At 49.9% G+C, this 14356-nt stretch carries 13 protein-coding genes; 7 read left to right on the top strand and 6 right to left on the bottom strand.

The features are described from left to right. The 4 genes from hydE to BM056_RS11825 form a co-directional block, all read right to left on the bottom strand. The gene (hydE, locus tag BM056_RS11840) at positions 1–1083 is read right to left on the bottom strand and encodes a [FeFe] hydrogenase H-cluster radical SAM maturase HydE (RefSeq protein ID WP_337833503.1); all 1083 of its coding nucleotides are present in this window, start codon (positions 1081–1083) and stop codon (positions 1–3) included. Positions 1084–1179: 96 nt separating this feature from the next. Then, complete coding sequence (hydF, locus tag BM056_RS11835; protein ID WP_092471627.1) at positions 1180–2400, bottom strand: [FeFe] hydrogenase H-cluster maturation GTPase HydF; 1221 nt, start codon at positions 2398–2400, stop codon at positions 1180–1182. After that, on the bottom strand, positions 2400–3851 hold the full coding sequence (locus BM056_RS11830; RefSeq protein ID WP_092471626.1) for an aspartate ammonia-lyase: 1452 nt from the start codon (positions 3849–3851) through the stop codon (positions 2400–2402). Before BM056_RS11830 ends, hydF begins: the two co-directional genes overlap by 1 nt. Positions 3852–3996: 145 nt before the next feature. Next, positions 3997–4248, bottom strand: a complete 252-nt coding sequence (locus tag BM056_RS11825) for a TM1266 family iron-only hydrogenase system putative regulator (RefSeq protein ID WP_092471625.1) — start codon at positions 4246–4248, stop codon at positions 3997–3999. A gap of 357 nt (positions 4249–4605) precedes the next feature. On the opposite strand from BM056_RS11825, the gene tatA reads away from it, so the two are divergent. The 6 genes from tatA to BM056_RS11795 all read left to right on the top strand — a co-directional run bounded on the left by tatA (position 4606) and on the right by BM056_RS11795 (position 10455). Continuing rightward, positions 4606–4869, top strand: coding sequence for a twin-arginine translocase TatA/TatE family subunit (gene tatA / locus BM056_RS11820; RefSeq protein ID WP_092471624.1), 264 nt, complete (start codon positions 4606–4608; stop codon positions 4867–4869). A gap of 66 nt (positions 4870–4935) precedes the next feature. Beyond that, complete coding sequence (gene tatC, locus BM056_RS11815) at positions 4936–5724, top strand: twin-arginine translocase subunit TatC (RefSeq protein WP_092471623.1); 789 nt, start codon at positions 4936–4938, stop codon at positions 5722–5724. A gap of 24 nt (positions 5725–5748) precedes the next feature. Beyond that, positions 5749–7329 (top strand): [FeFe] hydrogenase, group A, encoded by a 1581-nt coding sequence (locus tag BM056_RS11810; RefSeq protein WP_092471622.1) that lies wholly within the window; start codon positions 5749–5751, stop codon positions 7327–7329. Positions 7330–7342: 13 nt separating this feature from the next. Then, positions 7343–8122, top strand: a complete 780-nt coding sequence (locus BM056_RS11805) for a 4Fe-4S dicluster domain-containing protein (RefSeq protein WP_092471621.1) — start codon at positions 7343–7345, stop codon at positions 8120–8122. Positions 8123–8143: 21 nt separating this feature from the next. After that, entirely contained in the window at positions 8144–9328 is a 1185-nt protein-coding gene (gene nrfD, locus BM056_RS11800; RefSeq protein WP_092471620.1) for an NrfD/PsrC family molybdoenzyme membrane anchor subunit, read from the top strand. Between the two features lie 197 nt (positions 9329–9525). Then, complete coding sequence (locus tag BM056_RS11795; protein WP_092471619.1) at positions 9526–10455, top strand: selenium metabolism-associated LysR family transcriptional regulator; 930 nt, start codon at positions 9526–9528, stop codon at positions 10453–10455. 42 nt (positions 10456–10497) lie between these two features. Here BM056_RS11795 and BM056_RS11790 read toward each other — a convergent pair whose 3' ends face one another. Beyond that, positions 10498–11880 carry a helix-turn-helix transcriptional regulator gene (locus tag BM056_RS11790; RefSeq protein WP_092471618.1) on the bottom strand — a complete coding sequence of 461 codons (1383 nt, stop codon included), beginning with the start codon at positions 11878–11880 and terminating at the stop codon, positions 10498–10500. 575 nt (positions 11881–12455) lie between these two features. On the opposite strand from BM056_RS11790, the gene BM056_RS11785 reads away from it, so the two are divergent. Next, positions 12456–13058, top strand: a complete 603-nt coding sequence (locus tag BM056_RS11785; RefSeq protein WP_092471760.1) for a class I SAM-dependent methyltransferase — start codon at positions 12456–12458, stop codon at positions 13056–13058. A gap of 189 nt (positions 13059–13247) precedes the next feature. Here the strand turns inward: BM056_RS11785 and BM056_RS11780 are convergent, their stop codons facing one another. After that, positions 13248–14165 carry a class I SAM-dependent methyltransferase gene (locus BM056_RS11780; protein ID WP_092471617.1) on the bottom strand — a complete coding sequence of 306 codons (918 nt, stop codon included), beginning with the start codon at positions 14163–14165 and terminating at the stop codon, positions 13248–13250. Positions 14166–14356: the final 191 nt, after the last annotated feature.

Here is a 14356-nt window from a genome sequence, read left to right as displayed (position 1 = left end):
TTAAAAACTCCTTCCGGGTGTTTTTTTAGCATGGCCGTAATCTTGAGCCAGCGGCCTTGACAGTTCGGCCAGCAGCGCCTGAATGGATTTTAGCGCTGCTTCGGGTTGTTCAATTATGTCCGCTTTTTGCGGGTAGATCAGGTATTTATCGCGCACACCGGCCGGGGTAAGGTTGGGCATAATCACGTTGGCTCCGCAATTTAGCGCCAGCTTGCGCCCGTCCGGTGTCAGTGTGCACAGTGAAGTTGTGGCGGGCAGGTGTGCCTGCGGCAGGCATAGTCTGGTAACAGCCAGTGTTTTTAAGGTCAAGACCAGGTCCCCGGATGCTGCGGCTTTCAATGGTGTGGCATGGTGGGGCAGGAAGGGGCCGATGCCCGCCATTTCCACATCGAGCTCGCGCATAAGGCTAATGTCTTCCGCCAGTGTTGCCAGGCTTTGCCCCGGCAGGCCCACCATATTGCCGGACCCGGTTTGATAACCCAGGTCTTTGAGCCACCGCAGGCACTGAACCCGCTGCTGTAAACTCCCGTCCGGCTTGATGATGCTAAACAGGTGTTCATCCGCGGTTTCTTGTTTTAACAGGTAGCGGTCGGCGCCCGCCTCCCGCCAGTCCCGGTAATCGTCCCTGCCGCGCTCCCCCAGGGATAGTGTCACGGCCAGGTCGTGCCGTTTTTTGATCGTTTCCACCAGCCTGGCTATAGTTGGGGCATCATAGTATAAGTCTTCGCCGGATTGCAGCACAACGGTGCGAAAACCCAGTTCCCGGGCCGTTTTTACAGCGTTCAGTATTTCCCGCTCAGTTAAGCGGTAACGTTGAATTGAATGATTATCCCGGCGCAGCCCGCAGTACAGGCAATTTTTGCGGCAGTAATTGGAAAACTCAATAATTGCCCGCAGGTGCACCTTGTCGCCGACATGGTCGTGCCTTATTTGGTTGGCGGCGTTAAATAGTTCCTGTGATTCTTCCGGACCGGCTGCCAGCAACGCACCGATTGCCTGCCGGTCAAGTATTGTCCCGGCTTTTGCTTTAGCCAGGGCGCTTGCGAAATTATGCATCAATAACTTAGCTCCGTTCTCTAACACTTTAGGAAATTATACTTGCCATATATATGGCAAGGGCTAAGGTATAAAGTATTAAAACGCGCGCGCTAAGGGAACTGATTAAGCGCGCGTTTTTTATTAACTGCGCTCATTCAGCAGTGCCAGCACATCGGGAAAAGGTTCCAGGGCCCTGCGCAAAATGCCCAGCACATAGGCAATCAGTACCCCGTAATTAACAATCGGCACCCTGGCGGCACCGGCGGCCATCATTCTGGATAACATTTCCCGCCGGTTGATCATGCAGGCGCCGCAGTGCACAATCAGTTTGTAGCTCTCCAGGTCGGAGGGCAGTTCGATGCCGCTGGACCAGTGAAAATCAAGCTCACCGCCCACTGACTGGCGCAGCCAGCGGGGGATCTTGACTGTGCCGATATCATCGGCCACCCGGTGGTGGGTGCAGGCCTCGGCAATTAAAACTTTATCACCCGGTTCCAGGTCTTCCACAGCCAGTGCGCCGGAGACCAGAGTGGCCAGGTCCCCTTTATAGCGGGCGAACAGGATGGAAAAGGAAGTCATGGGTACGCCGGGCGGCGTATCTGCATCCACCTTTAAAAAAACCTGCGAATCTGTGATTACCAGCGCCGGGGGCTTTTGCAGCTTGTTTAAGGCGACTTTTAACTCTCGTTCCTTTACCACCATGGTCAGGCAGTCGTGGTCCAGCATATCCCTGATTGTCTGCACCTGGGGCAATATCAGCCGTCCTTTCGGCGCGGCCAGGTCGATGGGGACAACCAGCAGCGCCAGTTCCCCCGGGGGCACCAGGTCCCCGGCAATAGTTGGCGCTGTCCAGTCTTTGGGGGCCAGCTGCACTATCGCCTGCTTCAGTTCAGTCAGGCCGCGCCCCGTTCGGGCGCTTACCTTGACAACAGGGATACCGGGCAGCTGCCGGGAAAAATCGGAAACTGCCTCACCAAGGTCGGTTTTATTAATAACGCCTATTACCGGCAGCTGTTTTTGTCTGATCGCTTCAACCAGTTCCAGCTCGGTTTGATTAATTCCCTGCTGCGGATCTATTACCAGCAGAGCCAGGTCGGTTTTGGCGAGCACCGCCATGCTTTTGGCGATTCGCTTTGCTCCCAGTTCGCCTTCATCGTCAAGCCCGGCGGTGTCAATTAAGACCACGGGGCCGATGGGCAGTATTTCCATTGATTTATATACCGGGTCGGTGGTGGTTCCTGCCACCGGCGAGACAATGGCCAGTTCCTGCCCGGTAAGGGCATTGATTAAACTTGATTTGCCGGCGTTCCGCCTGCCGAACAGGGCTATATGAAGCCTGCCGCTGCGAGGTGTTTCATGCATCAGTTTTCATCTCCCCCCGATTTTTTTCTCTCCAGCCGGCCCGCCAGCTTGCGCGCCCCGGCAATGCCGGGCCGGGTCAGGTGGCGCGGCTTAAATATTTCCTGCCATTCTTCCTCGGAACAAAGTCCTTTTGCTATAACCAATTCTTTTAATGTTTTTCTGCTGTGATGAGCTTTTTTAGCCAAATCCGTGGCTTGCTCGTAGCCGATGTAAGGCACCAGCGCTGTTACCATGGTTAAACTTTCATCCAGCCAGCGCAGGCAGCGCCGCTCGTTGGCGCTGATGCCGGCAATGCAGTCATAGGCAAAGATTCTGGCGGTTTTGGCCAGCATCTCCAGGGTATGTAAAAGGTTATGAGCCACCAGCGGCAAAAAAGAGTTCAACTCCAACCAGCCGGACCCGCAGGCCTGGCAAATTACCTGATCTGCTCCCATGGCCTGCCAGGCCACCTGTTTTACCATTTCAGGAATAACGGGATTTACCTTGCCCGGCATAATAGAAGATCCTGCCTGCCGTGGCGGTAAATTGATTTCCGCAGGCCCCCCGGCCGGGCCGGAAGATAACAGCATCAGATCTCCGGCAATTTTGTTCAGGTTCACTGCGGCTGCTTTTACCAGTCCCGACACCTCGGCAAAAACATCGGCATTCTGCGTCAGATCAATCATGTTTTCAGCCCTGGCCAAACCCATGCCGGTTATTTGACGCAGTTCCTCCACTACCTGATAAATATATTTGGGGGGGGCGTTTAGTCCCGTGCCAACAGCCGTTCCGCCAAGGTTTATCTGTCGCAGGCGCTCTTCCACCTTGTACAGCCGCCACCTGTCCCGGGCGACGGCTTCGGCGTAAGCACTGAATTCCTGCCCCAGTGTCACCGGCAGAGCGTCCTGTAATTCAGTGCGCCCCAGCTTGAGCGTTCCGGCAAACTGCGCCTCTTTTTCCTGCAGGGCTGTCTGCAGTTCCGCCATCGCTTCGCTCAGGTCCAGCACCAACCTGATGGCGGCGACGCGGAGGGCGGTGGGATAAGTGTCATTGGTGGACTGCGAAAGGTTAACGTGATTGAGCGGGTGGACCATTTGATAATCGCCTTTTTGGCCGCCCAGCAGTTCAATGGCCCGGTTGGCCAGGACTTCGTTGATGTTCATATTGGTAGATGTCCCGGCCCCGCCCTGAAAAGCGTCTACGACGATTTGGTCGGCGAGTTTCCCCCCGGCCACTTCCCTGGCGGCGGTACAAATAGCCTCGGTAATAGCGGCGGAAAGCAGACCGGCCCGGTGGTTGGCCCGGGCGGCGGCCCATTTTACTTCGGCCAGTGCCCGCACCAGCTGGGGGTGGACAGTACACCCGCTAACGTTAAAATTTTTCAAAGCCCGCATGGTATGTATGCCGTAATAAGCACGGGCAGGCACCGGCAGCTCACCCAGTAAATCTTTTTCCACTCTGGTATCTGTCATTGCAATCACCCTTTTATCTTCGCACAGCCTGTAAGACCCCGCCTTCATCGGTCGGGGATTAACAGGCTGTAAGCTCGAAATAAGTGCGACTAAGGTTCAGATGGAGTCAAAACCCCACCTGAACCAAGTCTTCTTTATTAACCGATTACCTGGTAACCAGGGCACTTTTAACTTTAACCCCGTTAACAGTACCCAGTTTACCGGTTAAGGCCCCTATTTCGTCAGTATTCCCATCAACAATCAGTGAGATAACCGAAAGCCCCCTTTCCCGGTAGGGGACGCCCATGCGCCCTACTATAACGTCGCCGTGGGCGCTTAAAATGCTGTTAATCCGCTGGGCCTGGGACCTGTCTTCAATGACAATGCCGATCACCCCGATGCGCTGCTCCTTGGCCAAAATTCATCAACTCCTTAAAAAATAACGACCTGTCTGCTGAGCAAAACAGGTCGTGACAAGGCAATGCTAATGACTCATTGCCCCTTGACCACAGTAACTGAGTGCCTGTTGCCGCAGGGTTAGAGCAGTATCAGCCCTTCCGGTTGGCATTAAACCCTGACGGTCAGGCTTCTGCGTTCTTAAATGTATTTTTTTTAAAATTATATTGATTTTTGTGAAAAAAAGCAATAATATTAATAAAAAAAATTAATTGAATTTAATAAGTATGACTTATCAAGTTGCGTTGCTTTTAATTAAATTTATTTATGACCCGCTTCAAAGCTATATTAAAAAAATTATTAAAGGAGGGAAGTTATTATGTTTAACGGCCTTTTTCAGCCAACTCACCTGATTTTAATCCTGGTAGTGGTTCTTATTATCTTTGGGCCCGGGAAATTACCCGAAGTTGGTAAAGCTCTGGGTAATGCGGCGCGGGATATGAAAAACGCTTTTTCAGGAGAAGAGGGTGAAGAACAGGCCCAAAAGAAGAGCGACGGGATTGACGGAGTTGCTGCTGCAACCGCTGCCGCTGCTGCCGATGCTTCAAATGCTTCTATCAATACATCAAAACAAGTCAACTAGTTAGACAGAAACCTTAAATTTCTTATACGGGGGAAGGGGGAGAGCCAAATATCCGGACATGAAGAAATGACAGTGGTAGAGCATCTTGAAGAATTGCGCCGGTTACTGATCATTTCCATTGTTTCGACTTTTGTCATGGCAGTGGTTTGCTGGTTTTTCAGCGACGCATTTCTAAAAATCCTGCTCGAACCCGTTACTGGAACAGGCAATAAGATAATTTATATCGGGGTTACGGAAGCTGTTTTTACAAAAATTAAACTGGCATTTTTTCTTGGATTTTTGGCTTCCCTGCCCGTGACCCTTTGGCAGTTTTGGGGTTTCATTATACCTGCCTTACGTAAAGTTGAGCGAGTGTATTTTACCTTTTTCGTTTTTACTTCATTCATTCTTTTTATTGGTGGTATAGCTTTTGGTTTTTTGGTTGTGTTTAAAATGTGCGTATCCTTTTTGATGCGCTACGGCGGTGCGCAGCTGATACCAATGCTCACCATAGGCAATTATGTATCTTTTACCCTTAATTTTTTACTTCCTTTCGGTTTAATTTTCGAGATGCCTCTGGCCAGCTATTTTCTGGCGAGGTTGGGAATCATCTCCTACCGGACCATGATCAAAGGCAGAAAATTTGCTATCCTGGCAGCGGTGATAATTGCTTCAGCGGTAGTTGCAAGTCCTGACATATTCACCGTGCTGCTTTTCGCTTCACCTATTTACCTGTTGTATGAAATCAGCGCCACAGTGGTTCGCGTTACCGAATGGGCCATGGGACTGAAAAAATCCGGTAGGACGTTAAACATACTGGCCCCGATTAAAAGGTTGATGAAGAGGGCCAGAGACTTGATGGTTCCAGCTAAATAGTTGTTTACGGGGAGAGGAGCAAAAATGGAAGACCAACTTAAGATGGACAAGAAAGTGACGAGGCGTTCCTTTCTGCGCATGATGGGAGGACTTGGTCTCGCAGGTGTAACAGCAAGCCTGGCAGGCTGCGGTGCGGTTTCCGTTGCCGGACAAGCCGGTGGCGAAGGCTGGCTGCCGCAGCAATACCAGGTGCCGGGCACCTGGCCGGCCCAGGTGCGGGGTAGGGTGCCCATTGATCCGGATAATCCCTCTATAGTCAGGGATGACGAAAAATGTGTACTCTGTGGCCAGTGCCTGGAGGTATGTAAAAATACGCAGACGGTTTTTGGCTATTACGGCTTCCCTCTGGTGGATGAAACCGTGTGCATTAATTGCGGCCAGTGCGCCCTGTGGTGCCCGACCGCGGCTATTACCGAGCGTGACGATACCCAAAGGGTTAAAAAAGCTCTTGATGACCCTGATACCTTTGTTGTTGTACAGACAGCCCCGGCTACCAGAGTTGCCCTGGGCGAGGAATTTGGTTTGCCCCCCGGCACCTGGGTAATGGGTCAGCAGGTGGCGGCTCTCAGGCGGTTGGGTTTTAACGCTGTTTTTGACACAAACTTCACTGCCGACCTGACCATTATGGAAGAAGCCACAGAATTAATTAAGCGGATTAAGGGGGACATCAAAAAACCACTGCCTCAATTTACTTCCTGCAGCCCGGGCTGGGTTAAATTTTGCGAATATTTCTACCCCGATCTCTTACCCCACATGTCCAGCTGCAAGTCTCCCCAGCAGATGCTGGGAGCGCTGGCTAAAACGTATTATGCCAAGGCTGCCAATATCAAGCCTGAGAAAATATTCTCCGTGGCCATTATGCCCTGTACGGCCAAAAAATTCGAGGTTACCCGCCCGGAGATGAACAGCAGTGGCCGGTATTGGGAAAATCCCGCTTTGATAGATATGGACGCCGTGCTGACCACCAGAGAACTGGCCCGGATGATAAAACAGCAAAATATTGATTTAACCAGTCTGCCTGAGGAAAAATACGACCCGCTGCTGGGCAAAAGCACCGGTGGGGCGGTGATATTCGGAGCCACCGGGGGGGTAATGGAAGCTGCGGTGCGCACGGCGTATTTCTTCATTACGGAAAAAGAACCGCCGGCCAATTTACTTCAATTAACACCTGTTCGCGGTCTGACCGGAGTAAAAGAAGCTGCGGTGGATGTGCCTGGTGTCGGTTCGGTAAAAGTCGCTGTCTGCCATGGCATGAGCAACGGCAGGCAGATACTCGAAGCGGTGCGCAAAGGCGAGTCGCCCTGGCATTTTGTTGAGTTTATGTCGTGTCCCGGCGGCTGTATCAGTGGGGGAGGACAACCCAGATCAGCAGTGCCCCCTTCCGATCAAGTGCGGATGCAAAGGATCAATAGCCTGTACCAGGCAGACGCTAAAATGGAGTGGCGTGAAAGTCACGAAAATTCGGAAATTTTGGCGCTGTATCAAAATTTCCTCCAACATCCGATGAGTGAACTGGCCGAGGAATTGCTGCATACAAAATACGTTGACCGAAGTAAAACATATAATCAACTGGCAGCTTCAGCCAAAGCAGCCGGAAGGGTTTAGGAGGTGAGGTACAGTGTCTAAAGCTGTTTTAGTGGATATTACCCGCTGTGTGGGTTGTGGAAGTTGTGTGGTGGCCTGTAAGCTGTGGAACAAACTGGAGTACAGTAAGGATGAGGATGCCCCGGCGACCGGGAGTGAAGCGGTACTGGCAGCGGAAAACTGGACTGCGGTAAAAAAAGTGGAATCCCAAAAAGAAAGCGAAAAAGTATGGCGGTTTGTTAAAGAGCAGTGTTTACACTGTGATGAGCCCGCCTGTGCTTCGGCTTGTTTTTCCAAGGCCATTAAAAAAACCAAGGAAGGCCCCGTTGTCTATGATGAAAAACTGTGTGTAGGCTGTCGTTATTGTATGCTGGCCTGCCCTTTCAGCATTCCCAAATATGAATGGGATAAAACTTTTCCCCGGGTACGCAAGTGCCAGATGTGCGCCGGCCGGGTCGCCAAAGGTGAACAACCGGCCTGCGTGGGAGTATGCCCGGCTGGAGCATTAACCTACGGTGAACATGAAGAAATGATTAAAGTGGCCAGGGAAAGAATCAGCGCAGGTGGGTACATAAACCACATCTTTGGCGAAAAGGAAGCGGGCGGTACCTCATGGCTGTATCTATCCGACGTGCCCTTTGAGCAGCTTGGCTTTAGAACCAATATTACAACTAAGCCGCTGCCCCAGTACTCGGAAAGCATTCTAAGGCTGACTCCCGCTGTCGGTTTGGGCTGGGGTGCCGTGCTTACAGGCCTTTACGTGTACAACAGGCGGAGAAATGAAATTGCCAGAGAAGAAAAAGGGAAAAGATAAACTGCTGGGGAGGTTTTATGGATGTCCGCTGTTAATACCGTGGAAAATAAATGGACTTTTAAAATGACACCGACCAGGTATGTACTGGCCGCGCTTGGCCTACTTGGAGCGGCGCTGATGCTGTACAGGCTGGCATTTGGCTTGGGCAGCGCCACTAACCTTAATGACCAATGGCCGTGGGGCCTTTGGATCGGATTTGACGTATTGACCGGTGTGGCTCTCGCCGGTGGCGGCTACAGCACCTGTCTGCTGGTGCATGTATTGCGGGTTAAGAAATTTACCCCCATTGCCAGAAGCGCCATGCTTACCTCATTAATCGGTTATCTTTTGGTCATGGCCGGTCTTTTTATGGATATCGGCCGCTGGTTCAACTTCTGGCGCCCATTTGTATCGTGGGGCTATACCAGCGTCCTGTTTGAAGTTTTTTGGTGTGTTTCCATTTATACAATGATTCAATTGTTGGAGTTCGGCGAGATTGGCACTGAAAAAGTGCAAAAACGTTGGCACGGTTTTTTCAAAAAAATCATGCCGGTGCTGTTTATCATCGGGATTGTGCTGCCCACGCTGCACCAGTCTTCGCTCGGTTCCCTTTATGTGATCGAGGTGGGCAAACTGTATCCCCTCTGGTGGTCGATGCTGCTGCCTGTGTTTTTCCTGATGTCGTCCTTTTTTGTCGGCCCTGCTATGGTTACCGTGGAAACGCTATTGGGCTCACGGGCTCACGGACATAAGGTAGACTCGGAAGTGCTGCAGTCTCTGATCAAAGTTTCCGGTTACCTGATGCTGGTTTATCTGGTGCTCAAGATTGTCGATTTATATTATCGCGGCGCAGCCGGCCTGATGTTCAGCGGTAATCTCGAAGGCAATATGTTCCTGCTGGAAATGGTGGCAGGCGTCATCATACCGTTGATTATCTGCTTTACTCCCAGCCTGCGCAAAACATCAGCCGGTTTAACCACCTTCAGCGTTTTAGTGGTGGCCGGTGTCATCATCAACCGGATGAACGTGGTTTTCACCGGTATGGCTAAAGCTGCAGGCGGCTTTTACTTCCCATCATTTATTGAATGGGCGGTGAGTATCGGGCTGGTGGCGATCGGTGTGCTGGGGTACCTGTTTATTGTAGAAAACTTTAACATTGTGCACAGCCATCAAACCGGTGCAAAACCGTTGATTAAAGAAAAGAAGGCCATTAAGTATACCGCATAATATTATTTGCCTTGGCAGGTCTCTTGACCTCTATTAATATAAACCGGCCGGGGTACATTAGTACATTAAACCGGCCGGAAAATGATCCCGTGTAGCGGCGAATGGATGTAATCCCCTTCCATTCGCCTGTTTTTTTATTATTTCTATGGTATTATAGGCAGTATATTAGCAAATAAACGAAACAGTGGTGGTCAATATTGAATATAAAACAATTAGAGGCTTTTCTGCTTATCGCCCAGCTAAAAAATTTCACCAGAGCTGCAGCCCAGCTGGATATGAGCCAGCCGGCCATAAGCTTTCAAATTAAATCCCTGGAAGAAGAATTAAATATCACCCTTTTTGAACGGGCGGAGAAGAAGGTGGTGTTAACTGAAGCGGGCAGGCTGCTTTTCCCGGTGGCCATGCAGATGATCCGGCAATATAACAAGATTAAGGCCGGTATCGATGATTTAAGGGAAGTCAAAGCGGGTCATTTGCAGCTGGGCGCTGTGCCCGTGGCGGGAGAATGCCTGCTGCCCGTGATTATCGGGGGTTTCAGGGAACAGCACCCGGCTGTGACAGTAAGCCTGCAGATAGGGGGCAGCGCTCAGGTTACCCGGTGGATTAAAGACAGGGATGTTGAAATCGGCATTGTCGGGTATCCGGTTAAAGCCGACGGAGTGGAGTGCCAGCCCTGGCTGACCGACCGGATGCTGGTGATAACACCTCCGTGGCACCCGTTATGCGGGGAGGAGGTTCCCATCACTGCGCTGACCAGCGAATCCATAGTTGTGCGTGAAGTGGGGGCGGGCAGCAGGCAGGCCCTGGAACAACAATTTTTGAAGCATAATATAACGCTGGATCAGTTCACCAGCGTCCTGGAATTGGGCAGCGCCCAGGCAGTTATAAATGCAGTGCGGCTGGGACTCGGGATCGGGGTTGTTTCCAGCTGGGCGGCGGGTGAATTACTAAATAAAGGCGACCTGGGAGAGATTAAAATGCACGGGGTAAATTTAAGCTACGAGTTTTACCTGGCCTGGAACCGCCCTGATAAAGAAAGTCTTGCCTCCAGGGCCTTTCGCACGTTTATTTCAGACGAAAAAATTGTGCAGAGATTAATCAGCGACATGCCCTATAATCAAAAATAATTACCTGTTACCTGGAGTTGTCAAGGGGACAACTCCAGATATTTATGAATTAGTTAGCTGCGCCCTTTGATCAGGTCGGTGGGTATGATTTTGTCTGGATTTGCGCTCCCAGACCGCCAGGATTCGTTCGGCTACCTCGTAGGGAAGTTTTCGCCGACAGCGTTCATAATTGGAAAGGGTCTGCCTGGCAACATTCACTGAGCGGGCGAGTTCTTCCTGGTGGATCCCGAAAACCGACCTGAATTGCCGGATCAGGTGCGGGGTGGTCTGCAATTCTTCCGCATTGCCGGGAACTTGACAATTTAAAGGTGTTCGGTGGCGTGTTAACACTTTTTTATTGGTTTTGCCTTCTATCCTCCAGAGGTTATCCGAAAGCTTGACCGCTAAAGGAGTCTGCAGCCATTTTTTAAAATAACCTTTATTCCTGTCGGGCGGTTCCAGAACCGGTGTTTCTTCCAGAATCCCTATTCCCCGGAGCAGTTCGTGCGACTTGATAAAGGTGTCAACCGTTTGCCCGGGGTTGCGCCAGTTTACTTTCTCACCGCAAAAATCAAGGATGGTAGATGGGGTTGCCCGTGGCTTTTCGCCCCTTTTCCCCGCCGTTACACCAATCATTATCCAGTAGGTGCCCATTTTTTTGGCAATTCCTTCCCTGTAGGGGTTTAATTGAAGTAACGCTCGGCTGTAATACCCCACCCATCTCAAACCGTCCGGGTTTAAAAAGCCGGCCAACGCTTGACCGCAGCGGATACTGACAGAAGTCCACCGGGTGTCGTCCCGCTTGTACTCAATGTCAACAATATCCAGCAGCTTGTCGGCCCGTTCCCTGCCGAAGATCAAATTGCCGCCCCTTTTATAGTCGCGCCACCTCATCGTAAGCCGCAAATCCGCCAATCTCAAAATCTCATCCCTGAATTCCCGGTAAAGGTTGGAAGCACTGCCGTGTCTGATTTTTACCGACCTGTAGGCAGCAATGTCTTCCAGCCGTATCATGGCGGTATCGTACCGGGGATCGTGCAGACGGGATATCTCGGCCATTAGGATCAGGAAAACATCGGCTGTTTCAACGGACAGATTTCGTACCGCTTCCCTGATGCTTCCCATGTAGATGTATTGCCAACGCGGGCTGAGGTGTAGTTTAGGTAACTCTGCGGCTTTTTCCATGTCCCTGCTTGACCAGGGCATATAGCCTTGATATGGGGGGTAGGGCGGGTCGAAAAAAATATTTATCTGCCCGTCCCGCGCCTGGTAAGAATAATAGGGCCTCCCGTAGGAGTCTGACTTCCAGCGACAGCCCGGACCGCCGGCGTATATGGCACGTAATGCGGCGTACACCACGGGGTTTACGGGGATGGGCATCCTGCCGGCTTTGGCAGGGAGGTAATTATCTTTTTTCCCTTCCGTAAAGTATTCTTCCGGACCCATAATCAAACCCCTTTCGTTGCCGAGTTAACACTATTATACATTACCGAACCAGATTGTAGATGGATTTTGTCGGCTCCAGGTCTTCTAGTTACTTGATCGATCTCAGCAAAAGGTAATTGAACTGATTAGAAGCGGTGATGTTGGCTTTGGAAAAACAGTTGAGTTGATAGCTTCTAAGGCCTCCCTATACCATTTATGAATAAGCCGAAAGGTTTGGTCTCAACACCCTGGCTGATGATTAACAGATGAGCTGTTTCGACAGCTCTGTTTCATATTTCTTAATCAACAAAATAGCAGGGGGTTTTACTAATCGACACTACCAAAGCTAGTGAAAATCCTCCCATCCTTTTCGCATATTACATTTATATGTTGCAATAATTAGGTTACAAAGTATAATAGTGGATAGAAGAAAGGCCTAACAATTTGTTCCAGTGGATGTCCAGGCGATTCCCACCAGGATGCCTTGAAAGATGGAACCCGAGTAAAATTGAGCCCGGACACTGAATCAGCGGGTTCGCGGCAAGTGGTGCACCGCTGAAGAACACGTTATGTGTGTAGGAGGTTTAAACAAGATGATGATAGAGGAACGTTACAAGAAAAGATATAAAGCAGGCGATACTCCTTGGGATATTGGCAAACCTGATTTTAACCTTATTCAGACTGCAACTACGATGGACATAAAACCCTGTAAAGCACTGGATATAGGATGCGGAACTGGCAATAACTCCATCTGGCTATCCCAGAAAAACTTTGATGTGATAGGTATTGATACATCGGAAATTGCAATACAAAAGGCTATAGAGGAAGCTTCGAAAGCTAATGTCAAATGTACCTTTATTGTGATTGACTTTCTTATAAACAAAATTGAAGGGGGGCCATTTGGCTTTGCGTTTGATAGAGGCTGTTTTCATTCATTAAATTCGGATGAAGAACGAAAGAGCTTCGCTGAAAATGTCGCTGCCTATTTAGAAAAAGATGGCCTGTGGCTAAGTATTGTTGGCAACGCTGATGAACAACGTGATGGCCCGGGTCCACCGCAGCGTACTGCCAAAGATATTATTAACTCTGTGGAGCCCTACTTCGAAATCCTTTCGCTCGTTTCAAGCCATTTTGGATCTAACCGCCCAAACCCGCCTAGAGCCTGGGTTTGCCTAATGCGGAGAAGGCGTTTTGCATAAATACTTAGCGAATCATTAATGATTCACCAGGCCTTTATATTTGCCGAGTCCCATGCATGCCGGCGGAAAATAGACACTACATCTCCGTAAATATACGGAGTTTTTCTTTTTTTGGGGTGATGCCAATGGTATTGTAAGCTACATTCAGCTATCGCAAAAACAGCTTGCAAACGTAGAAAACGCGGAACTCTATTTGACCACTGCACATGCCAAGTTCGCATGCTCCAGCGCATGATATTGATCCATTCGTCCATGGAAATAGCGTTTTTCGATCTCGGCTGGGCTTAAATTCTCATGGAGGCGTAGACCTTGATCTTCGAGATCCGCAGCGATCATGGATGGGTCATAGCCCGATTTTAGTGGCTCACCCGCCCGCCGCACGCTATCCAACCATATTTGCATGTATTTTGCCGCTTTCTCGGGGATAAATGCATCGGTATCCAAATAATCAAAGATGACTGTACTGCCCGCAGGGGCGATACCGGCGATAGTACGAAACGTGGCGAACACCGCATCGCGGGGCAGGTAATAAGTAACACCCAGCCAGCTAAAGAAGCTTTTAACCTGTGGGTTATATGATGAGTGCGTTAGTGCTGCTGCTAGACTGTCCTGCGTGAAATCCACCGGAACGAAGTGCAGTTGAGTGGGAGCTTCCCAACCTAACTCAACGAGACGGTGGATCTTATAGGTTTGTGTGGCGGGATGGTCAACCTCGTAAATGTGAAGCTGGTCTAACATCTCCGGCTGTCGGAATGCAAAGGTATCCATACCCGCCCCGAGGATCACATACTGTCGTATCCCTTGTTTGACAGCCTGCTTAAGCCTGTTTTCCGTATACCGTGCGCGGCTTAGCATTATGGATGATGGCAGCACAGTTTGTACCAACCACGCCAATGCGGTTGACTTATCCGGACATAGCTTTGTACGTTCAGGATCAATAAATTGGAGAGAATTTACCAGGCCCTGTTCGATAAATTCTTGTCTCTCTTCTGGCATTATGAGGTGGGCTAAAAAATCATCGAAAATTTTGGGTTCGTCGTGAAGGGAATGATAGGCTCGAATATAGGCGGCCATTAGTGCGGAACGGCTGACTTGGTTTTCTATCATCGGTATTTCCCCCTTTAAAAATACATAATGATATATATTCCATAATCTTTTGCCAAATTCAAGTTCATATAATTTTACTATATATTACTACATATGGTTGACAATTGCTACCATAAGAATGTTTAGAAAATATTACATATATAACTAAGATACTGAAGCAAAAATGTCCGTGTATCATTTTTTTTTAAAGC

The organism is Desulfotruncus arcticus DSM 17038, from assembly GCF_900113335.1.
GTDB lineage: Bacteria > Bacillota > Desulfotomaculia > Desulfotomaculales > Desulfallaceae > Desulfotruncus > Desulfotruncus arcticus.
This window is presented reverse-complemented; position numbering and strand designations above follow the sequence as displayed.